Source organism: Stenotrophomonas sp. 22692 (genome assembly GCF_052045015.1).
Taxonomy (GTDB): domain Bacteria; phylum Pseudomonadota; class Gammaproteobacteria; order Xanthomonadales; family Xanthomonadaceae; genus Stenotrophomonas; species Stenotrophomonas geniculata.
Genome location: NZ_JBQEMR010000006.1, coordinates 52,538 through 79,322 on the forward strand (window position 1 = coordinate 52,538; position 26,785 = coordinate 79,322).

21 protein-coding genes are annotated in these 26,785 nt (G+C 67.8%); 13 read left to right on the forward strand and 8 right to left on the reverse strand.

Annotation, left to right across the window (positions count from 1 at the left end):
- Positions 1–18: 18 nt before the first annotated feature.
- Positions 19–657, reverse strand: a complete 639-nt coding sequence (gene eda / locus ACTJJM_RS07875) for a bifunctional 4-hydroxy-2-oxoglutarate aldolase/2-dehydro-3-deoxy-phosphogluconate aldolase (RefSeq protein WP_019658823.1) — start codon at positions 655–657, stop codon at positions 19–21.
- Positions 644–1,663 (reverse strand): sugar kinase, encoded by a 1,020-nt coding sequence (locus ACTJJM_RS07880; protein WP_026346897.1) that lies wholly within the window; start codon positions 1,661–1,663, stop codon positions 644–646. Before ACTJJM_RS07880 ends, eda begins: the two co-directional genes overlap by 14 nt.
- Before the next feature lie 285 nt (positions 1,664–1,948).
- Here ACTJJM_RS07880 and ACTJJM_RS07885 point away from each other — a divergent pair, with 285 nt between their 5' ends.
- Both ACTJJM_RS07885 and ACTJJM_RS07890 read left to right on the forward strand, forming a co-directional pair.
- Positions 1,949–4,699 carry a TonB-dependent receptor gene (locus ACTJJM_RS07885; protein WP_029550752.1) on the forward strand — a complete coding sequence of 917 codons (2,751 nt, stop codon included), beginning with the start codon at positions 1,949–1,951 and terminating at the stop codon, positions 4,697–4,699.
- Between the two features lie 138 nt (positions 4,700–4,837).
- Entirely contained in the window at positions 4,838–8,641 is a 3,804-nt protein-coding gene (locus ACTJJM_RS07890; RefSeq protein ID WP_019337396.1) for a LamG-like jellyroll fold domain-containing protein, read from the forward strand.
- Positions 8,642–8,675: 34 nt separating this feature from the next.
- Here ACTJJM_RS07890 and ACTJJM_RS07895 read toward each other — a convergent pair whose 3' ends face one another.
- From ACTJJM_RS07895 to ACTJJM_RS07905, 3 genes are read right to left on the reverse strand one after another with little or no spacing between them, the layout of a single operon-like run.
- Complete coding sequence (locus ACTJJM_RS07895) at positions 8,676–9,263, reverse strand: cysteine dioxygenase family protein (protein ID WP_019337395.1); 588 nt, start codon at positions 9,261–9,263, stop codon at positions 8,676–8,678.
- A 51-nt stretch (positions 9,264–9,314) separates the two neighbouring features.
- Complete coding sequence (locus ACTJJM_RS07900) at positions 9,315–10,937, reverse strand: carboxylesterase/lipase family protein (protein WP_019337394.1); 1,623 nt, start codon at positions 10,935–10,937, stop codon at positions 9,315–9,317.
- Positions 10,934–11,908, reverse strand: a complete 975-nt coding sequence (locus ACTJJM_RS07905; protein WP_049453892.1) for an alpha/beta hydrolase — start codon at positions 11,906–11,908, stop codon at positions 10,934–10,936. Before ACTJJM_RS07905 ends, ACTJJM_RS07900 begins: the two co-directional genes overlap by 4 nt.
- A gap of 174 nt (positions 11,909–12,082) precedes the next feature.
- Between ACTJJM_RS07905 and ACTJJM_RS07910 the strand changes: the two genes are divergently transcribed.
- The 9 genes from ACTJJM_RS07910 (at position 12,083) to ACTJJM_RS07950 (ending at position 21,560) form a co-directional block, all read left to right on the forward strand.
- Complete coding sequence (locus tag ACTJJM_RS07910) at positions 12,083–12,910, forward strand: 2-keto-4-pentenoate hydratase (protein WP_019337392.1); 828 nt, start codon at positions 12,083–12,085, stop codon at positions 12,908–12,910.
- Between the two features lie 40 nt (positions 12,911–12,950).
- Positions 12,951–13,952 (forward strand): TRAP transporter substrate-binding protein, encoded by a 1,002-nt coding sequence (locus tag ACTJJM_RS07915; protein ID WP_019337391.1) that lies wholly within the window; start codon positions 12,951–12,953, stop codon positions 13,950–13,952.
- A 10-nt stretch (positions 13,953–13,962) separates the two neighbouring features.
- A complete protein-coding gene (locus ACTJJM_RS07920) occupies positions 13,963–14,493 on the forward strand; it encodes a TRAP transporter small permease (protein ID WP_019658831.1) in 531 nt (176 codons plus the stop codon).
- Between the two features lie 3 nt (positions 14,494–14,496).
- A complete protein-coding gene (locus tag ACTJJM_RS07925) occupies positions 14,497–15,780 on the forward strand; it encodes a TRAP transporter large permease (protein WP_005421133.1) in 1,284 nt (427 codons plus the stop codon).
- Between the two features lie 17 nt (positions 15,781–15,797).
- Positions 15,798–17,387, forward strand: a complete 1,590-nt coding sequence (locus tag ACTJJM_RS07930) for a family 43 glycosylhydrolase (protein ID WP_019337389.1) — start codon at positions 15,798–15,800, stop codon at positions 17,385–17,387.
- Positions 17,388–17,426: 39 nt separating this feature from the next.
- Entirely contained in the window at positions 17,427–18,485 is a 1,059-nt protein-coding gene (locus ACTJJM_RS07935; RefSeq protein ID WP_019337388.1) for a LacI family DNA-binding transcriptional regulator, read from the forward strand.
- Between the two features lie 197 nt (positions 18,486–18,682).
- Positions 18,683–19,531, forward strand: coding sequence for a 5-dehydro-4-deoxy-D-glucuronate isomerase (gene kduI, locus ACTJJM_RS07940; RefSeq protein ID WP_019337387.1), 849 nt, complete (start codon positions 18,683–18,685; stop codon positions 19,529–19,531).
- Between the two features lie 71 nt (positions 19,532–19,602).
- Positions 19,603–20,358 (forward strand): 2-dehydro-3-deoxy-D-gluconate 5-dehydrogenase KduD, encoded by a 756-nt coding sequence (gene kduD / locus ACTJJM_RS07945; RefSeq protein WP_005421125.1) that lies wholly within the window; start codon positions 19,603–19,605, stop codon positions 20,356–20,358.
- Between the two features lie 101 nt (positions 20,359–20,459).
- The gene (locus ACTJJM_RS07950; protein ID WP_019337386.1) at positions 20,460–21,560 is read left to right on the forward strand and encodes a GDSL-type esterase/lipase family protein; all 1,101 of its coding nucleotides are present in this window, start codon (positions 20,460–20,462) and stop codon (positions 21,558–21,560) included.
- 55 nt (positions 21,561–21,615) lie between these two features.
- Here ACTJJM_RS07950 and ACTJJM_RS07955 read toward each other — a convergent pair whose 3' ends face one another.
- Together ACTJJM_RS07955 and phhA are read right to left on the reverse strand one after the other, a co-directional pair.
- Positions 21,616–22,008, reverse strand: a complete 393-nt coding sequence (locus ACTJJM_RS07955) for a DMP19 family protein (RefSeq protein ID WP_019337385.1) — start codon at positions 22,006–22,008, stop codon at positions 21,616–21,618.
- Positions 21,977–22,870: a phenylalanine 4-monooxygenase gene (phhA, locus tag ACTJJM_RS07960; protein ID WP_019658833.1), complete on the reverse strand. Its 894-nt coding sequence runs from the start codon at positions 22,868–22,870 to the stop codon at positions 21,977–21,979. Before phhA ends, ACTJJM_RS07955 begins: the two co-directional genes overlap by 32 nt.
- Before the next feature lie 125 nt (positions 22,871–22,995).
- On the opposite strand from phhA, the gene ACTJJM_RS07965 reads away from it, so the two are divergent.
- Positions 22,996–23,478, forward strand: coding sequence for an Lrp/AsnC family transcriptional regulator (locus ACTJJM_RS07965; RefSeq protein WP_235651339.1), 483 nt, complete (start codon positions 22,996–22,998; stop codon positions 23,476–23,478).
- A gap of 87 nt (positions 23,479–23,565) precedes the next feature.
- Positions 23,566–25,566, forward strand: coding sequence for a hypothetical protein (locus ACTJJM_RS07970; RefSeq protein WP_423161751.1), 2,001 nt, complete (start codon positions 23,566–23,568; stop codon positions 25,564–25,566).
- Positions 25,567–25,607: 41 nt separating this feature from the next.
- Here ACTJJM_RS07970 and ACTJJM_RS07975 read toward each other — a convergent pair whose 3' ends face one another.
- Entirely contained in the window at positions 25,608–26,600 is a 993-nt protein-coding gene (locus ACTJJM_RS07975) for a patatin-like phospholipase family protein (protein WP_197578833.1), read from the reverse strand.
- Positions 26,601–26,785 lie beyond the last annotated feature (185 nt).

Sequence of the window (26,785 nt, forward strand, 5' to 3'; positions counted from 1 at the left end):
AAGATCCGTGCGCCGGGTTCAGCTGGCCAGCACCGAGGCCTCGCGGGCGAGGCGCTCGATGGCCTCCCAGTCGCGGGTCTGCAGCAGTGCCGGCGTGGTCAACCACGAGCCACCCACGCACAGCACGTTGGGCAGGTGCAGGAACTGCGGCGCGGTCTGCGCGCTGATGCCACCGGTCGGGCAGAAGCGCACGTCGGCGAATGGACCGTGCCAGGCCGCCAGCAGCGCGGCACCGCCGGCCTGCACGGCGGGAAAGAACTTGAACGTGTCTTGGCCGTGCTCCAGGCCCAGGATCAGGTCCGAGGCCGTGGCCGCACCGGGCAGGTACGGCAGGTCGGCATCGCGCGCGGCCGCGTACAGTGCCGGCGTGGCGCCGGGGGACACCGCGAAACGCGCTCCGGCCTGCTTCGCCGCCTGCATCTGCGCCGGGGTAAGCACGGTGCCGGCACCGATCACCGCGTCCGGTACGGCCTCGACCATGGCCGTGATCGCGTCCAGCGCCTGCGGCGTGCGCAGGGTCACTTCGATCACCGGCAGGCCGCCGCGGAACAGGGCCTGGGCCACTTCGACCGCGTCATTCACGTCTTCGGGGGTGTACACCGGAATCACCGGTGCCAGTTTCAGGACCGCGCGTACGCGCGGATCAGCGGCGGACATCGAATCGCTCCTCGCCCATCAGGGCCAGCACGTCAGCTTCGCTGACAGGATTGAAATCGCCGGGGATGGAGTGCTTCAGCGCCCCGGCGGCCAGGCCGAACCGCACGGTGGCGTCGGCATCAAGGCCGGACAGGATGCCATGCAGGATGCCGGCCGCGAAGGCATCACCGCCACCGATGCGGTCGACGATGCCCTGCAGATGACGCAGTGGGGCCTGTGCGCGGGTTCCGTCGCAACCCAGCAACACAGCGCCCAGCACATGGTGGTCCACGCTCAGCACCTGCCGCTGCGTGCAGGCCATCCACTGCAGTTGCGGAAAGGCACCGAACGCGGCGGCAGCGGCCGCGTCGATCCGCTCCATCAGGTCCGGCTGGGTGAAGCGGGTGCCCAGTACGACCTCCATGTCGCGGTAGTCGGCGAACACGATGTCGGCCTGCGCGAACAGTTCGCGCAATACCGCCTGCGCATCGCCTCCCCAGCGCTGCCAGAGGCGGGGCCGGAAATTGCCGTCGAAGGAGACGCGGACACCGGCCTGTCTTGCCGCGCGCGCCGCCGCCAGCGTGGCCGCCGCCACGTGCGGGCCCAACGCCGGGCTGACCCCGGAGACGTGCAGCCACTGCGCGTCCTGCAGCAGCGCTGGCCAGTCGTAGTCGGCTGCAGTGCTGCGCGCGAACGCCGAATCCGCGCGGTCGTAGACCACTTCGCTCGCGCGCTGTACCGCGCCGGTGGTGAGGAAGTACAGGCCCATGCGGCCCTCGGCGTCCTCGCGCACACCGCGCGTATCCACGCCGTGCCGCCGCAGTTCACCCAGTACATGCGCCCCCAGCGCATTGCCGGCCACGGTGCTGACCATGGCCACCTGATGTCCAAGCCGGGACAGCGAGACACCCACGTTGGCTTCGGCCCCTCCCACATGGACCTGGAGTTGCGGCGACTGCAGCAGCAGTTCGTTGCCGGGGGCACCCAGGCGCAGCAACAACTCTCCAAAACACACGATACGACCCATCTCAGCTCCTTCACGCGTGCCACCAGCATGGGACACTGCATGGCGTGTAAGTGGACCACGCGAGGGGCGTGGCGATTGGCTAGCGGTGTCATTCTAGACCGAAGACGCCTTGAGAGCGCTTGGGCTATATGTCGAAACCTTTGTCCTGCAAGCGTCTTGGAGACATTGCAAATCTGTTGCGGTGCAAGATGCCCGATCCCGGTGGTGCTGCTAACGTCGGTTTTGACTAGCGGTGTCATTTCGCCGCGCAGCTGCGATACCAGACCTTTGGGAGAGGGGAAAGGCATGCAATCTCGGATCCATGGAAAAAAGACACCGGTTACCTTGCTGGCCCTGGGGGTGGGACTCGCCCTGTCCACCAGCGCGGCCGCCCAGCAGCAGACCGCTACCGACCTGGACACGGTGAACGTCACAGGCTATCGCGCCAGTGTCGAAAAGGCGCTGGACATCAAGCGCGGCGAGGCCGGCGTGGTCGATGCCATCGTCGCCGAAGACATCGGCAAGTTTCCCGACCTCAATCTGGCTGAATCGCTGCAGCGCATTCCGGGCGTGGTGATCACACGCGAAGCCGGCGAAGGCCGCAACATCTCGGTGCGCGGCCTGGGCCCGGATTTCACCCGCGTGCGCATCAATGGGATGGAAGCGCTGACCACCGTCGGCGCCGGTGACCAGAGCGGTGGTACCAACCGCGGCCGCGGTTTCGACTTCAACGTGTTTGCCTCGGACCTGTTCTCGCAGCTGGTGGTGCGCAAGACCGCCTCGGCCGACGTCGAGGAAGGCTCGCTGGGTGCCACTGTCGACCTGCGCACCGCGCGCCCGTTCGACTACGACGGCTTCACCTTCGCCGCAAGCGGCCAGGCCGGCTACAACCAGATGGCCGAAAAGGCCGACCCGCGGCTGGCCGCGCTGGTCTCCAACACCTTCGCCGATGGTACCTTCGGCGCCCTCCTGTCGGTGGCCTACTCCGAGCGCCAGGCACTGGAGGAAGGCTCCAACACCGGCCGCTGGGCCAACGGCCCGAGCAATGGCAACTTCGCTGCGTCATCGCCGTTCGCCGCCGCACGCGCCGCTGATGTATTCCACCCGCGCTTCCCGCGCTACGTGCAGATGGAACACGAGCAGAAGCGCCTGGGCGTGACCGGCTCGCTGCAGTGGAAGCCCAGCGATGCCAGTGAAGTATCGCTGGACATGCTGTACTCGAAGATCGATGCCACCCGCGACGAGCAGTACATCGAAGCGATTTCCTTCAGCCGTGGCAGCAGCAGCACCCCGCGCCTGGTCGGCAAGCCGAGCACCATCGTCAGGAACGGCGAGATCCGCAACGGCGCGCTGCTGTACGGTGAATTCGACAACGTCGACATCCGTACCGAGAACCGCCACGACGAGTGGAGCACCGAGTTCAAGCAGATCAGCCTGAACGGCCAGCACCGTTTCGGCGACGACTTCACCGTGTCCGGCAAGCTGGGCATCTCGCGCTCCAGGCACGAGAATCCAGTGCAGACCACCGTCATCATGGACAAGTACGACGTCAAGGGCTACAGCTACGACTACCGTGGCAACAGCCGCTTCCCGATCCTCAACTACGGCATCGACCCGACCGACCCCAACGGTTGGGAACTGGCGGAAATCCGCCTGCGCCCGCAGTACGTGGACAACGACTTCGATACCGGCCAGATCGACTTCAACTGGAACATCAGCCCCGGCTTCCGCCTGAAGGGCGGCGTGCTTGCCAAGGACTACACGTTCAAGACCACCGAACTGCGCCGTGCCAGCGAACTGGCCGTGCCGACCTTCGCCAGCGGCAGCAGGATCGTGCCCGTGGACATGATCAACCAGGCCGGCCTGAAGGGCATCAATGGCAATCCGTCCAACTGGGTGGTGCCGAACCTGGATGCAATCGCCGACCAGTTCGACATCTACAGCAACAGCGGCATCTATGCCGTCGCGCCGCGCGCCAACAACGTGCGCAGCGTGGAAGAGAAGGACCGTGGTGCCTACCTGATGGGCGAGTTCAGCACCGAAATCGGCTCGCTGCCGCTGTCGGGCAACTTCGGCGTGCGCTACGTGCGCACCAGGCAGACCTCCACCGGGCTGTCGACGCTGGCCAGTGGTACCACCTCCACCACCGCCACCCGCACCTACGATGACACCCTGCCCTCGTTCAACCTGGTGGCCGAGGTCACGCCCGATTTCCTGATCCGCCTGGGTGCGGCCAAGGTCATGACCCGCCCGGGCCTGGGCAGCCTGACGCCAGGTGCAACCGTGGCCGTGGCCGGTGGTGCGCGCACCATCTCCAGCGGCAATCCCAACCTGGACCCGACGCGCGCCACCAATGTCGACCTGGGCTTCGAGTGGTACTTCGCCGAAGGCGCGATGGCGGGCCTGGGCCTGTTCTACAAGGACATCGAGACCTCGGTCCAGACCCTGCGCGAGAACCGCCCGTACACCGACAGCGGCCTGCCTGCCGAACTGCTGACCGGTACCGGCGCCTCGCCCACCGACGACTTCACCTTCACCCGGCCAGTCAATACCCCCGGCGGTGAGCTGTACGGCGCCGAGGCGAACTACACCCAGCCCTTCACTTTCCTGCCGGGCAAGTGGTCGAACCTGGGCGTGCAGCTGAACTACACCTGGGTCGAATCGAAGATCCAGTACATCAACTCGGCTGGCCAGCCGGTGATGAAGAACGATCTGCTGGGCCTGTCCAAATCGTCATGGAACGCAACGCTGTTCTACGAAGGCGAGACCTTCGCTGGCCGCGTCTCCGCCACCAACCGCGATGACTACCTCACCCAGGTGCCCGGTCAGGAAACCGGCTTCAACCTGGACGGCTACCACGGCATGACCGGCACCACGGTCATTGATGCGTCCATCCGCTACAAGATCAGCGACCAGCTGGAACTGAGCCTGGAAGGCATCAACCTGACCAACGAAGCCTCGGATGAATGGGTGTACTCGCCCGCCACCGGCCGCCTGCCACTCCAGTACACCGAAACCGGCCGCCAGTTCCTGCTGGGCGTGCGCTACAAGTTCTGAGCAACGCCGGCGGCGCGTACCGATACGCGCCGCGGTTCGCCATGACCGCTGCTGCGCCGCAAGGTGCCGCTGCGGCGTGGCCTTGCTACGGTCCGGCGGCCCGCCGCCGGCCGTCGCCCGTTGAAAGGAAATGTCTCCATGCCGCACCGCACGACCGTGTCCCGCTGCCTGCTGCTGGCAGTGGCCCTGGCTGCAGGCCCCGCGACGGCCGCCGCCGATGTCCCCACCCTGCTCTTCGATGTGGATGCCAATCACGGCCTGCAGGCCGTGACCGCTCACGGTGAGGCCGTAGCGAACTTTCGCGACAAGGTCGCGGTGGTCGACGACGGCGAGCATGGCAAGGCCATCCAATGGGAAGACGACGGCGTGCTTGCCTGGGACGCGCCGGGCAACATCCTGGCCCAGCGCGGCACGCTGGCCTTCGACTGGCGTTCACGCTATGCGGTGGGTGAAGCGCCGTTCGTGATCTTCCGCGTCGGCTACGCCGACCACAGCAGCTGGGACATGGCCTGGCTGCGCATCGACTGGAACGGGCACGGCTTCGATGCCTTCGTCACCGATGCCAACTTGGCACGCACACGCGTGTCGTTCCGCATGGATGCACTGCCGCGTCCCGACCAGTGGTTGCACCTGGCCTTCGCCTGGGATGAGGACCACGGCGTGCGCCTGTTCATCGATGGCCGCGAAGTGGCGCGTGCACAAGCCACAGGCGATTACGATGCGGCGCTGGACCAGCTCGGCCTGGCCGGGCGGGTGATGGCGCCCTACCAGGTGCAGAGCCGCTACAACTTCCTGCGTGGCAGCGACTTCCAGCACATCCGGGTGTACGACCGCATGCTCGACGCCCCCGCCGTGCAGGCACTGGCAGGCGGCAAGGCGCCGGCCAGCGCGGTGGCGCCGGCCAGCGACGAGCGCGCGTGGCGCCATCGCTTCGGGTGGGAAGGCGCGGCACCGCCTGCGCTGGCGTCGGCCGGCACCCGCATCCGCAAGATCGAATTCGCCGACACCCGCGACCTGAAGGCGTGGATGTGGAAGGCCACCGATGGCATCGCCGAAACCACCTGGCCGGGCGTGTACAACCGCTCGCGCCTGCCCGGCCGCAATGACTACTTCCAGCTTCCGGACTGGAACACCTATGTGGAAGGCGGCCAGCACCTGGACCTGACCCTGCCGGCCACCGAAACGGTGAACCGGGTGGAGATCCGTGGTGCGGCCTTCGGCACCCTTTCCCACGGGCCCGACGCCGAACATGCCACCGACGTGCTGGTCACGCGCCCGCGCGGCGTGGTGCGCAGCGTCGACGACATTGCCGCGCAGCGCGGCGGCGTGCTGCGTTTCAGCAACGTCGAGCAGGAAACACCGATCCAGGAAATCTGGGCCTACCACGTGAGCAAGGGCACCGAGCCGGAAGGCACGGTGAAGCAGACCTACATCATCGACAGCCGGGCGCTGCCCGACTACACCAACCTGGACGCATTGCGCCGCTACATCGACGGACGTTTCCCGGCCGCCGAACGCAGCACGGTGATGGCGCTGCCGAAGGGCGCCGGTTCCCGCCGCCGGGATGCCGGCACCCTGCCCGCACATCCGCAGCCGATCGTGCACGTGCTGATTCCTTCCGGGGTGGGTGACGCGCCGGCCAACCAGCCGCTGATCCGCAGCTGGGCCTACAGCTGGGAGAACATGCACGACGGCCTGGACGGCGTGGCCATCGACCTTCCCGCGCTGGACCTGCCGCCCACCCACGATGGACTGATCCCGCTGAACATCCGCATCAAGGATCCGATCTGGCCGGCGCGCGACATGATCGATGTATCGGTGTCGGTGCCGCCACGGCAGGCGCGCACGCTGTGGCTGGACCTGCGCGATCGCATCCTCACCCCGGACAGCCTGTGGCTGAGCATCGCCTCGGCCGCACCAGGCTTCGATGCCGATGCCCTCGACGGTGCGCAGGTCCGGCTGGTGTTCAAGCCGCGTGCCGACGCGCTGAAGGAGCACGTGGCCGACCGCTTCAACCAAGTCCGCGACAACTGGGGCTTCCTGGTGGAAGAGCACACCACGTCCAAGCGCCAGCGCCTGTACGCGCGCGTGTACGCGGACCTGAGCGACCTGCTGCGGGTGGACCCGGACCATGAACTCGGCCGCCTGTACTGGAACTACATCAGCTACAACAGCCAGGGCCGCCCGCCCTACACGGCGCCTGCCGTGCCCAGGGGCGTGCCGGCGTGGGCATTCAACCAGGTGCAGGACCTGGCGCAGGTGCGGCAGTTCGTCGACTGGTGGATCGACGAACGGCAGGGGGCCTACGGTGACTTCGGTGGTGGCATTTCGGACGATTCCGACCTGACCCAGCAGTGGCCGGGGCTGGCCCTGATGGGCGTGCAGCCGGATCGATTGAACGCCTCGCTGACCGCGCTGTCCGACGCGGTGTACCGCAACGGCATGTTCAGCAACGGCTTGAGTACCATCGAGACCGACGAGCTGCATTCCTATGAGGAAGGCATCAACACCAACAGCGCCATGCTCTACCTCAACTGGGGCGATCCGCTGACGCTGGAACGCCTGATGGAAACGGTGAAGGCCTTCGACGAGCGCATCATCCTGCGCAACCCGCAGGGCCACCTGCTGTTCTCCAGCAACTGGTTCGGTGGCAACAAGGTCTACCGCGAACCGAACTGGCAGTGGCAGAAGCCGTATTCGTTCCCGGTGCTGCACCCGGCGTTCCTGCTGGGCCAGTACAACGCCGACCCCACCGGCCGCGGGCTGGTGATCGGCCTGGCCGATGGCTATCTGGCCCACGCAGGCAAGGACGACAAGGGACGCTTCACCCTGCCCAACGAGATCAACTGGGCCAGCGGTGCCACCCGCGGCGGCGAGTTGAACAACGGCTCCGGCAGTGGCGACACGATGCACACCTTCTGGGCGGCGTGGCGCTGGAGCGGCGATGCGAAGTACCTGCAGGCACTGGACTACCGCGTGGCCCGTGGCGGTCCGGGCGCACTGGCCAACCTGGGCGAGAACGTCGTGGACGTACTGGGCCGGCAACAGGACTGGTATCCGCTGCTGCGCGCCGAGGCTGACGCGGGAAAAACCGGCTTCGCCAGCCTGATGGCCTGGCAGGCCAGCGGCGACAGGTCATACATCGCCGCCCTGCATGCCGACGGCCTGCAGGCGAAAGTGCAGCGCGCGTACATGAACACCGAGGGCCACTGGTGGTCCGACCGCGTGGAAGCGCCCAGTGAATTCCTCCAGCGCGCACGCCTGGGTGGGATCGCGCTGAAGCGCAACCAGAGTTGGCCCGGCCACACCGTCAGCTGGCGCTTCGACCGCGATGGAGCGGCCGAACAGGTCGCCCTGCTGGTGCATGCGCCGTCGCGTGAACGTTTCACCGTTACCAGCTACAACCTGGGCACGCGCACCATCGGCGCCGACATGACCGGCTGGAACGTGGCCAGCGGGACCTGGCGGATACGCAGCGGCGTGGATGCCGATGGCGATGGCCACATCGACGGCACGCCCGCCGAACGCCGCGTACAGCTGGAAACCAGCGCTTCGGTGGCGCTGCAGTTCCGTCCCGGGCGTACCGAGGTGTTCGAGTTCGAACGCGTGTCCGAGGGAACACCGGTGGAAACACGGCCGGACCTGGGCGTGGGTCGCGGCGACGTACGCATCGACGGCAGCCAGCTGCAGGTGACCGTGCACAGCCTGGGCCATGTCGGCACCGGCGTGGCCGTAGCAATGCTGGAAGACGCGCGCGGTCGCGAGATCGCCCGCACGGACGTGCCGGCGCTGGGGGCACCCAGTGACCTGCAGCCGAAGACCGTGCAGGTCTGGCTGCCGTTGCCGGCCGGTGACCGCAGCGGCCTGCGCGTGCGCGTGGCGCTGGCCGACGGTGGCGAGGAAGTGACCCGGCTCAACAACGTGGTCGGCGTGCCGCGATGATGCCTGCATTACGCCGGGCGTGATCCGGCGTGGGTCAGGACGCCTCGGTCTCCAGCCGTTTCATCCGGCGCTGGTACCAGCCATCATCCAACGGCTCGAACACCGCGCTGCGTTCCATCACGCCCTCGTAGACATGCAGCGACACGGCCACGTCCGCTTCGCTGGCGTTGCACAGCGTGTGGTACTCGTGCGGCGGAATCAGGCTGCCGGCACTACCGCGGTGGCCGTACAGCGTGGGCTGGGCGGCAAAGCGATGACGTTCGCCATCCTGTTCAATCAGCGCATAGGGAGTGACGATGAGTTCGCCCTGCCAGACGCCTTCCACGCACCACATCGCATCGTGGTCGTGCAGCGGCGTGCCCTGGCCCGGGCCCCAGCACATGGCGATGACGCTGTAGCCCAAGGTCGGGCTGCGGTGCAGTTCACGGCGTGCGTAATGCCCTTCGACCGGGCGCCGCACGCAGGGGGGCAGCTGGATGGACGGATCGACGATGGCCTCGCGCAGCACCTGCTGCAGCGCACCGGTGATGGCCTCCGGCGTGCCCAGCATCACCGCGGCATCGATCGCAGCGAACAGCCGCTCCCGGCCGGTGAATGACGGTGGCAAGGACATCGTTCCCATGCCCCGACTCTAGCCGAGAGGGGTTAACAGAATGTTTGCACCGCGGTGTCATCACTGCGTGCCGCGCTGCACGAACGGTACTTTCGCGTACAGCGCACGTTCGCCGGCACGAGGATCGTCCACCACGCCGCTCTGGCGATCAAACAGCATGGTCTGCCGCCGGGGCAGCGCGTAGGGGGGCCATTGCGGCATTCCGCGATGATTGGGGTCGCCGTTGCGCGCGAAGGCGATCAGTGCGTCGCTCATTGTCGCCGCCAGCGTATGCGCGTCCGCGCCGCCACCGGTGCGTGCGCCGGGCAGGCCGGCGTTGTCGAACACCAGCGGGATGTCGAGCGTGTGGAAGGCGCGCAGCCGGCCTTGCTCCACCGGTGAGCCCCAGTCCAGCTGGTAGGCCCAGGTGGGCGCGGCCCCGCTGGGCTGGCGCGCACGCGCTTCCAGCTCCTCCACTGCGCCGCGCCAGGAACGTCCTGCGGTAGTGGCCGCGAAGAACACCTCCGAAGGCGTGTAATGCGGGTACAGGCGCCGGTACTCGGCGATCACCGTCTGCGGCAGCAGATCCACGAACTGCTGGCGTTGCAGCTGTGCCGGCAGCGTCTCCCAGGTCAAGGTGAAGTTGGCCGGATCGTTGCCGAGGAAGGCACGGGTCTCGTCGCGCGTATTGCCGATGACCATCGGAATGCTGGCCGACTGCCGCGGCGCCTGCGGCCAGAACGGATGCACCGGGAGGGAGACTTCGTCCAGTACCGGCCCGAAGTACAGCGACGTGCTTTCCACCCGCGATGGATCGCGGGCACGGGTGGCTGCAAGCAGATCCGTGGCCGGGAGCCGCAGCAGGGCAGACAGGTCCTTTGCACCCACTGCCTCCATTGCGATGGCAGCGCGCTGCGCGGCGGCACGCGGGCCGGCCGCGGTGACCTGCTGCCCGCTCATCGTCCACGCGCGCTGGAACAGGCCGCGTGCCGCCGGCATCGCCATCAGCGTGGCGATCTTGGCGCCGCCCCCGGACTGGCCGAACACGGTGATGTTTCCAGCGTCACCGCCGAAGATCGCCGCGTGCTCGCGCACCCACTGCAGCGCCTGTACCAGGTCGAGCTGGCCGACATTCCCCGACGCGGCGTAGCGTGCGTCGCCAAGTGCGCCCAGGTACAGGTAACCGAAGGTGTTCAGCCGATGATTGAGGGTCACCACCACCACATCGCCGCGGCGGCACAGCGCACTGCCGTCGTACAGCGGATCGCTGCCGGAGCCGTTGTTGAACCCACCCCCGTGTATGTAGACCAGCACCGGGCGGCGGCCGCCATCCCCCAGTGCGGGGGTCCAGACGTTGAGGAACAGGCAGTCTTCGCTGCCGGGGCCTTCCGCGCCGCCCTGCGGTGCGGCCGCGCCATAGTCCAGTGCATCGGCGATCCCGTTCCATGCCGCTTCCCGGCGTGGTGGCTGGAAGCGATGGGTGCCGGTATCGGCGCCGTAGCGCACGCCGCGGAATACCAGCACGCCTTGTTCATGCTGGCCGCGCAGGCGCCCCCCGCGCACGCGGACGATCGGCAGGCGTTCGTCGCGTGCACCGGGCATCGCGGCTGCCGGCAGTGCCACCAGCGTGGCCGTGGCCAGCGCCCAGCGCGCGCTGTCGCGCAGGAAACGGCGGCGCTGCAGATCGTCGGGTGCTCTCGTCATCGGCTGCCCTCCGCATCCTTTCCTGCTGTCAGCCATGCCTGCGCCAGCGCTGGCCACTGCGACAGGGTGGAGCCGGGCTGCAGGCGCATGCCGAAGCCGTGGCCGCCATGGGCGAACACATGCAGTTCGTGCTCGACACCCGCCCTGGCCAGCGCCTGCGCCATCACCTCGCTGTTGTGCACGCTGACCACGCGATCGTCGTTGGCATGGATCAGCATCGTCGGCGGCATGTCCGCATGCACGTGCTCCTGCACCGAGTACTGCGTCGCCAATGCGGGGTCAGGGCGCTCGCCCAGCAATCGCCCGCGCGAACCACTGTGCGCATGCGCGCCCATGTCGATGACCGGGTAGACCAGCACCGCCCGTGCCGGGCGCGCGCTCAGCTGATCGATCGCATCGCGTGCGGGATAGACCGGTGCATCGAAGCCGGTGGCCAGCCGCGCAGCCACGTGGCCGCCGGCGGAAAAGCCCATGACCGCCACATTGTCCGCCTCCAGGCCGCGGCGCGCGGCCTGGTCGCGCACGACCCGCAGCGCACGCTGGGCATCGGCCAGCGCCGCCTGGCGGTCCCTGCCCGGCTGCGGCAGGCGGTAGCGAAGCACGAACAGGGTGAAGCCTGCCCGCTGCACCCAGTCCGGCACCAGCGCGCTGCCCTCCTTGTCGATTACCACCCGCTGGTAGCCGCCGCCCGGAATGACCAGCACCGCCTGCCCGTTCGGACGTGGCGGCGCGTGCACGATCATGTATGGCGCATCGATCCCGTCCACGAACCGGTCCGGATGGGCCGGATCGGGGCTGCGCTCAACCACCCGCGCCTTCCGCGCCGGAGCGCTCTGGCCAGGTACCTGGCCGTCCGGCCACAGCGGCAGGCGTTCGCCCGCCACCTCCCCGGCAAGCCGCTGGCCGTCGCGCAGCGGGACGTCGCTGGCACGTGCCGGGGCAAGCGTCAACAGAACGCACAGGAACAGCACAAGAGGGGGCAGACGCATGGCGGACCGGGCTCCAGCGAAGGGTGGGCAGCGTGCCGCAGGCGCCCCGGAAGCGGGTGTGATGCGCTGCGGCTTGCGTGATGACACCGGTTTACCATATACACCTCCTGCAGACGCTGTCGATGGGCAGTGCAACAACGCAGAGGGAGACCGTTCTTGAGCAACGAACACGGCACACAGGGGCAGAGGCCGGCGCCGGACGGTGCAGCCGCCATCGCCCGCGCCTTCACCGATGCACGCCGCGCAGGCAAGGCCCTGCCCGCGTTCCCCGGAGAGATCCCCGTCGATCTGGTGGCTGCCTACCACGTGCAGGACCAGGCCATTGGCCTGTGGAGCGATACAGTGGTCGGCTGGAAGGTGGGTTACATCGCTGCCGAGCGCCGCGACGGCTCCGGCGATGAGCGCCTGCTGGGGCCGATCTTCAAACGTCAGCTCTGGAATGATACCGGTGGAACAACCGACATCCCGGTCTTCGTCGGGGGCTTCGGCGCAGTCGAAGCAGAGTACGTGCTGGAGCTGTTGGAGGACGCGCCGGCCGGACAGCTGGACTGGTCCCCGGAACAGGCCGAAGCGCTGCCTGCGCGCCTCTATATCGGCGTGGAAGTGGCCAGCAGCCCGCTGGCCACCATCAACGAACTTGGTCCGCGCGTGGTGGTGTCCGACTTTGGCAACAACAACGGCCTGGTGCTGGGCCCGGAGATCGTCGACTGGACCGCACGCGACGAAAACTCGCTGCGTGCCGAGACACTGATCGAAGGTGAGGTGGTCGGCACCGGTGGCGCCACCCGCCTGCCCGGTGGCCTGCGCGCGGCCTATGCCTTTGCGCTGTCCCGTTCGGCCCTGCGTGGCCGGCCGCTGCGCAAGGGCGACCTGATCGCCACCGGCAATGCCACCGGCATCCACGATATCGAGGCAGGACAAACGGCGCTGGTGCGCTTTGCCGGCTTCGGTGACATTGCCTGCCGGGCCGTGCCCGCGGGATGACCGCGGGGCTGCCCTGGTGAACACGCGCGGGAGGGCGCAGATGATCACACGACGTAACTTCCTGGCCGGGGGCGCTGCTGCCCTGGCCACCCCGATGCTCGCCGCCTGTGGCCGCGGGCCGGGCGGCGATATGGCCGGTGGCGCGCTGTTGACCGCCACCGACGTGCATGTGGCCGACTACCCTACCGTCACCGCGGTGAAGTGGATCGGCGAAACGCTGCAGCGCGAAACCAACGGTCGCCTGCGCCTGCGCCAGTACCACTCCGGCCAGCTGGGCCGCGAATCCGAGGCGATCGACATGGCGCGCTTCGGTGCCATCGATATCACCCGCGTGTATGCCGGTGCGCTGAACAATGCCTTTCCGCTGACCCAGGCGCTGTGCCTGCCCTACGTGTTCACGTCGGTGGCGCACCAGCGTGCCGCGTTGGATGACGGCGTGGCCGAAGCCGTGCTGCGCGGCTTCCAGGGCCGCGGCCTGGTCGGCCTGGCGATCTACGATTCCGGTGCACGCTGCTTCTACAACACCAAGCACCCCATCGTTTCGCCCAAGGACCTGCACGGCCTGAAGCTGCGCGTCGCCTCATCGGACATCTTCATCCAGCTGATGCGCCTGCTCGGCGCCAACCCGACGCCGATGTCGCTGGGCGACACGTTCTCCGGGATGGAAACCCACATGATCGACGGCGCCGAGAACAACATGCGCAGCTTCCATTCCAGCCGCCACTTCGAAGCGGCGCACTACTGGTCGCAGAGCGACCATTCGTACGCGCCGGATGTGTTGCTGATGTCGCGTGCCAGTTTCGAACGCCTGTCGCCTGACGACCGCCAGCTGCTGCTGCAGATCGCGCGCGCGTCGGTGAAGGTGATGCGCGAGCAGTGGGATGCGTCGGAGGACGCCGCACGCCGCGCCGTGCTGGCCTATGGGGTGAAAGCCAACGAGGTGGACATGCCCGCCTTCCGCACCGCCGCCCAGCCGCTGCTGCAGCAGTACCTGCAGCAGCCGGAGATCGCCGCGCTGGTCGACCGCATCCGCGCCGCCTGAGGACACTGCCATGATCGAGACGACGACGCCCGCCACCGGGCCTGGCCAGCGCCTGCTGGACCGCATCGCCGACATCGCCATCTACGGCGCCGTTGCTGCCCTGCTGGGGCTGGTGGTGGTGCAGGGCTGGCAGGTGTTCGCGCGCTACGTGATCAACGATTCGCCCAGCTGGACTGAGCCGGTCACGCTGCTGCTGCTGGCCACGGCGATGAGCCTGGGTGCCGCCTGCGGTGTGCACACCAACCGCCACTTCGGCTTCTTCCTGCTGCATGCCTACCTGGGCCCCGGCCTGCGCCGTGCGGTGGACGTGCTGGTGCAGCTGGTGGTGGCGGTGCTGGGAGGCTTCATCGCCTTCTGGTCGGGTGATCTGCTGCTCGACGGCCTGGACATCAAGACCGCCGGCGCCGATCTGCCGCAGAGCATCAACTACCTGCCACTGGCGGTGGGCGGCGGGCTGATGCTGCTGTTCGCGCTGAACCGTGCGTGGAACGCGCTGCAGGCCCGCGCCACCGGCGCCGAAGACGCTGAAGGAGATCGTTGATCCATGGGTATCACCATCCTGTTCTCCGTGTTTGCCGTGCTGCTGCTGCTCGGCGTGCCGGTGGCCTACGCGCTGGCCGCTGCCGCGCTGGCCACCCTGCTCTACCTGGATATCCCCAGCATCGTGCTGGTGCAGCAGATCTCGGCCGGTACCGGCTCGGCCTCGCTGATCGCCATTCCGTTGTTCATCTTCGCGGGCGAGATCATGATGCGCGGCGGCATCTCCGAGCGCCTGATCGCCTTGGCCTCGTCGCTGGTGGGGCGCTTGCGCGGTGGCCTCGGCCAGGTCTCGATCCTGTCCTCGCTGTTCTTCGGCGGCGTGTCCGGCTCGGCCATTGCCGACGTTTCGGCGGTCGGCGGCACGATGATCCCGCAGATGGTCAAGCGCGGCTACGACCGCGATTTCGCCGTCAACGTCAGCATCACCGCCGCGCTGGTGGCGCTGCTGGTGCCGCCGTCGCACAACCTGATCCTGTTCTCGGCCGCTGCCGGTGGGGGCCTGTCCATCGCCGATCTGTTCGCCGCCGGCATTGTCCCCGCGCTGCTGATGACGTTGGCGCTGATGGTCACCGGCTATGCGGTGGCGCGCCGCCGCGGCTATGGCGTGGAGGTCTTTCCCGGCTGGCGCGCCGTGGCCCTGCGCATCGTCTCCGCCCTGCCCGGCCTGGGCCTGGTCGCGCTGATCTTCATCGGTATCCGTGCCGGCATCTTCACCGCAGTGGAAAGCGCAGCCATCGCCGTGGTCTACGCCTTGCTGGTGACCACCGTGCTGTACCGGCAACTGCGCTGGCGCGAGTTCTTCGACACCGTCATCCACGCGGCGCGCAGCACGGGCGTGATCCTGTTCGTGATCGCCACCGCCGCCGTGTTTGGCTGGCTGCTGGCCTACCTGCAGGTGCCCGCGGCCGCCGTCGAGTTCCTGCAGTCGTTCGCGCACAGCCAGTTCATGGTGCTGCTGATGATCGTGGTGATGCTGCTGCTGCTGGGCACCTTCATGGACCTGGCGCCGATGATCCTGATCTGCACGCCGATCTTCCTGCCGGTGGCCCGCGCCTACGGCATCGATCCGATCCACTTCGGCCTGGTGCTGGTGCTCACCGGTGGCCTGGGTCTGGTCACGCCCCCGGTGGGCTCGGTGCTGTTCATCGGCACGGCCATCGGCAAGATCAGCGTGGGCCAGAGCATGCGCACGATCTGGCCGTTCTGGTTCGCCGCGCTCGCCGTGCTGCTGGTCGTGGCCTTCTTCCCCTCACTGTCGTTGTGGCTGCCCGCCGCGCTGCGCGGCTGAGCCACAAGGAGACTGCCATGCGTGCACTGTGTATCGCCGCCACCATCACTCTGCTCGTGCTGTTGCTGCCGGCACGGCCTGCACCCGCGGCGGAGCCCGCGCGCGCCCCGGCGCAGTGGGCGCGGGGGCTGGAACACCAGCGCCAGGCGGACCGGGGCGATGGCACGTTCCTCAATCCGGTGCTGGCCGGTGACCATCCGGATCCCTCGGTGCTCAAGGACGGGGACGATTACTACCTCACGCTGTCGTCGTTCGACGCCTACCCCGGGCTCCCGATCTGGCACTCGCGCGACCTGGTGAACTGGCAGCCGCTGGGACATGCGGTCACCCGCAACGTGGGGGCGATCTGGGCGCCGGACATCGTCAAGCATCGGGGGCGCTACTTCATCTACTTCCCGGCCCGCACCGGCGAGCGCCGCAGCAACTTCGTGGTCTGGGCCGATGACATCAAGGGCCCGTGGAGCGCGCCGATCGACATCGGCCTGGGTGGCTACATCGATCCCGGCCATGCAGTGGGTGAAGACGGCAAGCGCTACCTGTTCCTCAGTGGCGGTGATTACGTGCAGCTGGCCGACGACGGGTTGAGCGTGGTCGGCACGCCGAAACACGTCTATGACGGCTGGCGCTACCCGCAGGACTGGGACGTTGAGGCCTACGCGCAAGAAGGCCCGAAGATCCACGTCCGCGACGGCTGGTACTACATGACCACGGCAGTGGGCGGCACCGCCGGTCCGCCGACCGGGCACATGGTGATCACCGCGCGCTCGCGTTCGATCCACGGACCATGGGAGAACGCGCCCAACAACCCGATCACGCGCACGCAGTCGGCGGCCGAGCCCTGGTGGTCACGCGGCCACGCGACGGTGATCGAAGGGACCGATGGACGCTGGTGGATGATGTACCACGGGTACGAGAACGGCTTCTGGACGCTGGGTCGGCAGGCCCTGCTCGAACCGATCGAATGGACCGCTGACGGCTGGTTCCGGGCCACGGGCGGAGACCTTGGTCAGCCACTGCGCAAGCCGGCCGGACAGGCGCTGTCGCCGCATGGCATGGCGCTGTCGGATGATTTCCGCGGCAGCACGCTTGGCCCGCAGTGGGCGTTCTTCAACCCGGCGCAGGATGAGTACCGCCGGCTGGGTTTCAGTGGCAACGGCCTTGTCCTGCAGGGCAAGGGCAGCACGCCGCGCGACGCCTCGCCGCTGACCACCATCGCCGGCGACCGGGCCTATCAGTTCGAGGTGGAGATGGAGATCGCCCCCGGTGCCGTGGGCGGCGCGCTGCTGTTCTACAGCGACCGGCTGTACGCGGGCGTGGGCAGCAACGGCGAGTCGTTCATCATGCATCGCTACGGCGAGGAGCGCCCTGCCCGACCGGCCCCGGGCCGCGGCGGCCGGCTGTGGTTGCGGGTGACCAACAACCGCCACATCGTCACCTTCCACTCCAGCACCGACGGGCACACTTGGCAGAAGTATCCGGTTCAGATGGAAGTGTCCGGTTACCATCACAATGTCGCGGGCAGGTTCCTGGCGTTGAAGCCGGCGCTGTATGCGGCCGGCGACGGTGCGGTAACCTTCCGCAACTTCCGCTACCGCGCGCTGGACTGAGCGCGGAGCCGGAATCCCCAGACTTACCGGGTTCAAAACATGTCAGTGCGCAACAAGAACGATGCCGCTACGCCGGCATTGGCGAAGGGCAAGGCAGCCACCATCAACGACATCGCGCGACTGTCGGGTGTATCCAAGAAAACGGTTTCAAGAATCATCAACAACTCGCCACTGGTGCGCAAGGACACGCGCGACAAGGTGGAAGCGTTGATGCGTGAAGTGGGCTACACGCCCGATCCACTGGCCCGCGGGCTGGCGTTCCGCCGCTCCTTCCTGATCGGCATGGTCTACGACAACCCCACCGCGCAGTACATCGTGGACATGCAGTACGGCGCGCTGGATGCATTGCGTGGATCCAGTTTCGAGCTGGTGGTGCATCCCTGTGACAGCCGCAGCCCCGGCTACATCGAAGGCGTGCGTCGCTTCGTGCAGCAGCAGAAGCTGCACGGCGTCATCCTAGTGCCGCGTGCCTCGGAAGACCAGGCGCTGGCGGACATGCTCGATGAGATCGGCTGCCGGTTTACCCGCGTGGCAGCGCTGCCGCTGGACGAAAGCTCGCAGATGGTGGTTACCCATGACCGCGATGGTGCGGCCGAAGCCGCCGACTACCTGCTCTCGCTCGGCCACCGTGACATTGCCCTGGTGACCGGTCCCAGCGCCTACCGTTCGGCCCATGAACGTACCGCCGGCTTCATCGACGCACTGTCGCAACGCGGTATCGAGCTGCCGAAGGACCGCATCATCGAGGCCGGCTACACCTTCGAATCCGGTGTCGCCGCTGCCGAGAAACTGCTGCTGGGCAAGCGCCGCCCGACCGCCATCTTCACCGGCAACGATGAAATGGCCGCCGGTATCTACAAGGTGGCGCTGCGCGCGGGCATCAACATTCCGCGCCAGCTGTCCATTGTCGGCTATGACGACAGCCCGCTTGCCTCGCGCCTGTGGCCCTCGCTGACCTCGGTGCGCCGGCACACGCGCGATACCGGACGCACCGCCGCGGCGATGCTGATCCAGCCCGAAGGCCAGGCCGCGCTGCCCATTGCCAGCGTGCGGCCGCACCTGATCGTCCGCGATTCCTGCCAGCCGCCGGAGGATTGATCCCCAAGGATCAATCCTGCAGGTCACGACCTCTGGTCGTGACACGCCCCTGCCCCATCCACCCGATCCACCGCGCCCTGCCCGGGCCATCCCGGCATCGTGCGACGCAAAATGACACCGGTTTCCTGTCTGGCTAGAATCGACCGTGAACCGCGCCGGGGCCGACCCGTCGGCCCGCCCCCCGCTCTGGAGACGCCATGTACAGCAAGACCCATTACGCCACCCATCCCGATGCCATCCACGGTGCCAGCAACGACCAGCTGCGTGACCTGTACCTGCTCGATGGCCTGTTCAACGCCGGTGCGGTGACCCTCAAGTACACCCACTACGAGCGCTTCGTGATTGGTGGCGCCGCCCCGGTGGACGCACCGCTTGCGCTGCCGACCCAGACCGAACCCGCTTCGGCCGCAGGCCACCCGTTCCTGGAGCGCCGGGAACTGGGCGTGATCAACGTCGGCAGCGGCACTGGTACGGTCACCGTGGATGGCACCGGCTACACGCTGGGTCCGAAGGACGGTCTGTACGTGGCCATGGGCAGCAAGGAGGTCGTGTTCGCCTCGCAGGACGCCGCCAACCCCGCCCAGTTCTATCTGGCCTCGACCCCGGCCCATGCCCGCTTCGAAACCAGGCAGCTGTCCATCAAGGACGCCGTTGCACTGGACCGCGGCGCGCTGGAAACCAGCAACGAGCGCACCATCTACCAGTACATCGTGCCGGCCACCTGCCAGTCCTCGCAGCTGCTGCTGGGCCTGACCGTGCTCAAGCCGGGCAGCGTGTGGAACACCATGCCGCCGCACCTGCACGACCGTCGCAGCGAGGTCTACTTCTACTTCGACCTGGGTGACAGCGACCGCGTCTACCACTTCATGGGCGAGCCGGCCGCGCAGCGTCACATCGTGATCCAGAACAACGAAGCGGTAGTGTCGCCGCCGTGGTCGATCCACATGGGCGCCGGCACCAGCAACTACGCCTTCATCTGGGCGATGGGTGGCGAGAACCTGGACTACACCGACATGCACGTGCTGGACATCTGCCAGCTCAAGTAAGCCCGCCTGGCCGCCGCGCACCGTGTGCCGGCCGTCGACACCGCTCGTCTCTATCAAGGAACGCATACGCAATGGCTAATCCCTTCAGCCTGGAAGGCAAGGTCGCTCTGGTAACCGGTGGCAATACCGGTCTGGGCCAGGGCATCGCCGTGGCACTGGCCGCCGCTGGTGCCGACGTCGCCGTGGCCGGCATCGCCCCGCCCACCGATACCATCGAAAAGATCACCGCGCTGGGCCGCCGCTGCCTGGCCATCGAAGCCAACCTGATCAGCATCGAGCCGGTGGCGCGCGTGGTCCGCGAGACCATCGAAGGCCTGGGCGGGTTGGACATCCTGGTCAACAACGCCGGCCTGATCCGCCGCGCCGATGCGGTGGACTTCAGCGAGCAGGACTGGGACGACGTGATGAACGTCAATCTCAAGTCCGCGTTCTTCATTTCGCAGGCCGCCGGCCGCCACTTCATCGAACAGGGCCACGGCAAGATCATCAACATCGCTTCGATGCTGTCCTTCCAGGGCGGTATCCGCGTGCCGTCGTACACCGCCAGCAAGAGCGGCATCGCCGGCATCACCCGGCTGCTGGCCAACGAGTGGGCGGGCAAGGGCATCAACATCAATGCCATCGCCCCGGGCTACATGGCGACCGACAACACCGCCCAGCTGCGCGCCGACGAAGCGCGCAACAAGGCGATCCTGGAGCGCATCCCGGCCGGTCGCTGGGGCACGCCGGATGACCTGGCCGGTGCGGCGGTGTTCCTGGCCTCGTCGGCGTCGGATTACATCAACGGCGCCGTGCTGCCGGTCGATGGTGGCTGGCTGGCGCGCTGACGCGTGATCCGCGGTAGTGCCGGCCGCTGGCCGGCGTCCTGGCAATGCTTCCGCCGTTCATGAGGTTGCCGGGCAGCGGCCGGCACTACCGGAGACCGGACATGCGCACCCTGTTGCCTTTGTTGTTGCTGCTGTCGTGCACCACCGCGCAGGCGGCGCCCGTGCGGGTCTTCATTGCCGGTGACTCCACTGCGGCCGCATACGGCCCCGAGCGCGCGCCGCAGGCCGGCTGGGGCCAGGCGCTGCAGAGCTACCTGGACCCGGCGCGCTTGGAGGTGCACAACCACGCCAAGGGCGGGCGCAGCACGCGCAGTTTCATCGAGGAAGGGCGCCTGGAGGCCATCGCCGCCGAGCTGCGCCAAGGCGACGTGCTGCTGATCCAGTTCGGCCACAACGATGCGAAGTTCGAAGACCGCACGCGCTACACCGATCCGGACAGCGACTACCCACGCCTGCTGATGCGTTACGTACAGGTGGCCCGCGCAAAGGGCGCCACGCCGGTGCTGGTCACGCCGGTGGCGCGGCTGCTGTACGACTTCGGTTCACTGCTGGATACGCATGGCCGCTACACGCAGTCGATGAAGGCGTTGGCCGCGCGCGAGCAGATTGCGCTGATTGATCTGAATGACCGCAGCATGCGCTGGGTCCGCGCGCTGGGTGAGGAGGGCGCGCGACCCTACTTCCTGTTCGTGCCCGAACAGAACAAGGCCGACGGCACCCATTTCAGCGTGGCCGGCGCACATGCGGTGGCCTGCCTGGTATTGCGCGAGGCGGTGCCGCTGCTACCCGCGCTGCAGCCGGCGCTGGTGCGGGATATCGACTGCGACGTGGTGGCGGAAGGGCAGGGTAGCGACCCAGCCCTGCCCTCGCAGGTGGTGCACGAAGACAGTGTTGTGCGCACGCAAGCAGGCCCGCACGGCGGTGCCGGCCCGACCACGGCGTATCCGTTCTTCGCCGATGCCGAAGGGCTGCCGTTCGTGCTGCGCAAGCGTGTGCTGCACAAAGGCGCGGGCATCGGCCTGCATCCGCAGCACAAGGACGAGATCTATTACATCGTCAGTGGGCAGGGCAGTTATGTGCTGGATGGCAGGCAGTACGACGTGCACGCCGGGCACGCGCTGCTGACCCGCAAGGGCAGCCACCATGCGCTGCAGCAGGTGGGTGAGGAGGATCTGGTGGTGCTGCTGGTGTACCCGCGCTGATTGAAACGTAGCCGAGTATGGGCTCGGCTTTACAGAACAGCGCCGGCGTGCATGGTCATCGTCGTTCGACAGGCTCCGGGCCGAAGTGCTTCAGCCCCAACCTGGCCAGGTCTTCCGGTCGCTCGAAATAGGCTTCGTCGAAGGCGTGCAGCGCCTCCTGCTCCTGTTCGGTCATCGCGCCGTACAGGTCGGTCAGTTGCTTGACCGCCGGGTCATCTTCCAGCCGGTCGACCAGCCCGCGCATGCCGGCCAGGATCGCGTGGGTCTTCGCCGCGCCCATCGCCTGCAGCGCACGTAACGCCAGCTGGCAGGTCGGGTCGCCCCAGTTGCACAGGAACTGCATGAAGCCGCCGTTGTTGATGTCGGCCTCCATGCGCCACAGCGCCACCAGCTGCTGGTCTTCGTCGGACAGCGCATCACACGTCGCCGCCGTCCGCCCAGCCTTCACCCGTGCCGGCCTGGAACACGTGATCGTCAGCCTGCACGTCACCGGCAGGCAGGTGCGCCTGGTCGGCCAGTGCCGCGTAGATTGGGGTGAAGTCCGGCGACGTCGCCTGCATCAGCTGTTCAAAGCTGTCGATGACGAAGTAGGTCTTCTGGAAGGTGTCGATGCGGTACTTCGTTCGCATGATCCGCTGCAGGTCGAAACCGATGCGGTTGGGTGCGGCCGATTCCAGCGAGTACAGCGACTCGCCCTTGGACGACACGATGCCGGCACCGTAGATGCGCAGGCCGTCGGGCGTGTCGATCAGGCCGAACTCCACCGTGTACCAGTACAGGCGGGTGAGGTTCTGCAGCGCGTCCGGGCCGATCGCGTGGGCTTTGACGCCGCCACGGCCATAGGCCTCCATGTAGTCGGCGAACACCGGGTTCATCAGCAGCGGCACGTGGCCGAACAGGTCGTGGAACAGGTCCGGCTCGGCGATGTAGTCGATCTGGTCCGGGCGACGGATCCACCAGGTCACGGGAAAGCGGCGGTTGGCCAGGTGGTCGAAGAAATCCAGTTCCGGCAGCAGGCCTTCGACGCCGACCAGGGTCCAGCCGGTGGCCGCGCCCAGCACTTCGTTGAGCTGGTCGAAGCGCGGAATCATGTGCGCGTTCATGCCCATCTCGTCCTGCGCGTCCAGGAATTCCTGGCAGGCACGGCCGACCAGCAGCTCGCGCTGGCGCTGGTACAGCGTGCTCCAGGTGGCGTGGTCGTCGGCGCTGTAGGTGTCCCACGGCTGCTCGACGAGCGCGGTGGTGTACACCGGCACGTAGCCCTTGTCGGTCTGCTGGTGTTCGACGCGGCGGGGCTGGGCGAGGTCCATGGGGCACTCCTGGATGGGATACCCACGATGCTAGGGCAGGGTGCGCGCAACAGGGTTGCAAAAGTTGCGCCGATTGGCCTTGTTGGCGCAATATCCTTGCGTACTCACCATGTTTCGGGGCAACAATGGCCGGAGAAGTCCAGTTCGATCGCACGGATATACGTCTGCTGGCTGAAATCCAGCGGGATGGGCGCGCCACCAACGCCGAGCTCGCAACACGGGTGAACCTCTCGTCCTCGGCCTGCCTGCGCCGCCTGCAGCGGCTGGAAAGCGAGGGCGTGATCGTCGGCTATGGCGCGCGGCTGGAGCCACGGCAGCTGCGGCTGGGCCTGCAGGCCTTCGTGCGCGTGCAGCTGGAAAAGCACGACCAGGCCGCCATCGGCCACTTCGTGGACAGCGTGCAGGGCTGGGATGAAGTGGTGGCCTGCCATGCACTGACCGGCGACATGGACTATCTGCTGCACGTCTACGTGCGCGACCTGGAGCACTTCTCGCACTTCCTGCTGGACCGGCTGCTCAACGCCGGTGGCGTGGCCGATGCCAATTCCAGCTTCGTGCTGCGCACGGTGAAGGGATTCCAGGCATTGCCGCTTTCACAGCTGGAATAAGCGCGCCGCCGCGATTTGACGCAGCCGGGCGGGTAGCTGAGCATCACCGCCCTGCGCTCGCCGCAGCGTTCCTTTCCGGTTCCACGCATGTCCGAACTCCAGCACCCGGTGCCCACCACCACCTTCCTGCCGCTGCAGCGCAAGTCGCTGGCGCGCTACATCGCCCATGGCACGCCACCGCAGACCGCAGTGGAGCAGGCTGGGCTGATGGCCGCGCAGCTGTGCCGGACGCGCCTGCATCCAGCCGCCGAGATCGAGCGCCTGCTGCATGATGCCTGCGCACTGTTTGCCGGCAACGAAGGCGCGGCCGCTCAGCTGGCTGGCCCCGGTGGCGGTGGCCAGCCGGAGCTGGATGCCTGGTTGACCGCATTGGCCGCCCACGGCGTGCTGCTGGCGCCGGCGGAGATCCTGCAGGACTTCATCGTCCAGTCGCCCAGCGAGTACCCCGGCCTCGACCTGCAGCAGGCCTGCCAGGAAACCCTTGCCGAACACGAGATCCGCTTCCCGGCCGCGTTCGCCAGCGACGATGAGGACGACGTCCAGGACGAAGCCGTTGCCAGCGATGCGCGTGCGGTCGAACACCATGGCCTGTACACCTCCGAGCAGGCCCGCGTGCTGCGCGCCATCGCCGCCAACCCCGATGAACTGATCGACCTCGATGGCTATGCCGGCACCGGCAAGGGCCACCTGGTGCTGGCGCTGATGGAGGCGCGGCCGGGCCGTTACACCTACGTGGCGCCCTCGCGTGGGCAGGTGGAAGCCTTCCGCAGCCGCGTGCCGGCCAGCACCGCGGTGCGCCTGCTGACCCAGATCGAGTTCGCCAACCGCGTGGCGCAGCATGCCGCGCGCAGCGGCCACACCGGGGGCTTCGTTGCCAGCTACCGGCGCAGCACCCGCACGCCGCGCGAGATTGCCGGCCGCATCGGCCTCCAGGGCATCGGTGGGCGCAGCCCGGAGCAGGTGCTGCTGACTGCGTTCGAGGCCATCAACCGTTGGTGCGCGTCGTCGGCACCGGGCTTGGCGTTCCAGCATTTCGACCGTTCGGTGCCCGCCGCGATGCTCGACGTGTCGCCGTACATGGCGGCCGCCGAGCACGTCTGGCGCTGCATGTTCGACGCCGAACTGCAGCGGGGCACGCTGCTGAGCCTCAGCCCGGCGCACATCGGCAAGTGGCTGGCGCTGCGCGGCGTCACCCCGCCGCTGGACATGGGCATGCTGCTGGTGGACGAGGCGCATGACCTGAGCCCGTCGTGGAAGCAGTTGCTGGCCGGCCATGCGCCTGGCGTGGTCAGCCTGGGGGATCCGCACCAGTGCCTGTCCGGCACGGTGCCGCGCTGGGCCGCGTCGAAGGTGCTGGAAATGCACCAGTCGGTACGCCAGGGCAACCAGGTTGAGGGTCTGGTCAACCAGACCCTGGCGCTGGATGGGCTGGGCCAGGACAGTGGGCCGTTCGTCGGTGCCGCCGACCGCGCCACCGGTGTGCTGCATTACCGCCACTGGGCGCAGGTGCCGAGCGAGGGCCTGCGCATCCATGGCAGCGTCGCCGATCTGGCCCTGGATGCGGCACAGCTGCACGCGCTCGGGCTGCGGCCCTATCTGCATCCGGCATCGCTGCGCGCGCTGCGCAGCGTGCTGCAGCGGCCGCTGGATGCGTGGCGCCGGCGCCACGACAGCGCCTCGGACCCGGCACAGGAGCGCTTCCTGGCCACGCAGGCCGACGAAGGGCAGGGCGCGCTGGTCGAACTGTTTGCGTCTGCCGATCGGGTGCAGTCACTGCTGCAGGCGCTCGACGACCAGGACACGCCTGCTGAAGGGCGGGTGGCGCTGTGCCTGGCCGAACACGCGAAGAACCTGCAGTTCGACGTGGTCTCGCTGTCACCCGGTTGCTTCCGTGCGGGGCAGGGCGGGCGCATCTGGCACAACCCGGTGCGCGCGGTCTATCTGGCACTCACCCGTGCGCGACGCCAGCTGCATGTGCCGGCCGATGGCATGGAACAGCTGCAGCACACGGCGACACTGCAGGAGCAGGCCCGTCAGGCGCGCAGGCGCGAGCGGCAGCAGGCCAGCGGTTACCGGCCTGCGCGCTAGAACGCGCGCGTCGCTGTCTGGCAGCGACACGCTGGCTCAGGTCAGCATTTGTCCTTGCGGCCCATCAGCTTGCCCAGGCGAGAGGCTTCCTCGCACTTCGGCGCGGCCACGGGTGCCGGTGCGGCGGCCGCGGCGCGTGCACGCTGCAGCTGCTGGATCTTGGCGCGGATCTGCGGCATCGCGGCCATTGCGGCCTTTTCGCCCTCCAGGATCGCGGTGCCACGCTGGCTGAAATCGGCGGCGCCGATGTCCAGCACCTTCGGGCGGATGACGATGTCGGCGCGTGCCAGTTCCTGCTCGCCCAGGCGCTGGCCCATGATCGAGATGGACTGGTTGACGATGCCCAGCATGTCGGTCGGCGCCTTGCCGCTGGCCTTGCTGGAGATGTCCACGGCGATCACGAAGTCGGCGCCGAGCTGGCGCGCGGCATCGACCGGCACCGGGCTGACCACGCCGCCATCGATGTAGTTGCGGCCACCGATCTTCACCGGTTCGAACACGCCGGGAATGCTGCTGGAGGCGCGCACGGCCTGGCCGACGTTGCCGCGCACGAAGATCGCGCGCTCGCCTGTTTCCAGCTGGGTGGCGACGGCGGCGAACGGCTTCTTCAGGCGCTCGGCGGGGCGGTTGGCGACCTGCTCGTTGACGTAGTCCTGCAGCTTCTGGCCCTGCACCAGGCCACCGGAGAACAGGCGCACGTCGCGGATGCTGGCTTCATCCAGCGCCACTGCCTTGCTCTGCATCTGGAACGCATCCATGCCGCTGGCATACAGCGCGCCGACCACGCTGCCGGCACTGGTGCCGGACACCACGGCCGGTTCGAAGCCATTGGCCTCCAGCATCTTGATCACGCCGATGTGGGCGAAGCCCTTGGCTGCACCACCGCCGAGGGCGATACCGATCTTCACTGGCTTGGCCTGCGGCACCACGGTCGGTGCCGGCGGCGGCGTGGGGCGGACCGGGTCGCCACCGCAGCCGGCCAGCAGGCCGATCAGGGCGAGGGACAGCAGCATGCGGGGGCGGAACAGGCTCATCGGCAGTGCGCTCGCGGCGCCGGATTCGGGAAAGGGCGCCAGCATACCGAAGCGGTGGCGGGGCGGGCAGGGTGGGGGAGTGGCCTATTCAGGAAAAGGAGCGCGGGGGGGGGGGGGGGGGGGGGGGGGGAAGAGAAGGGAAGGGGGGGGGGTTTTCCTCTCTTTTTCCCCCCCCCGCCCGGGCG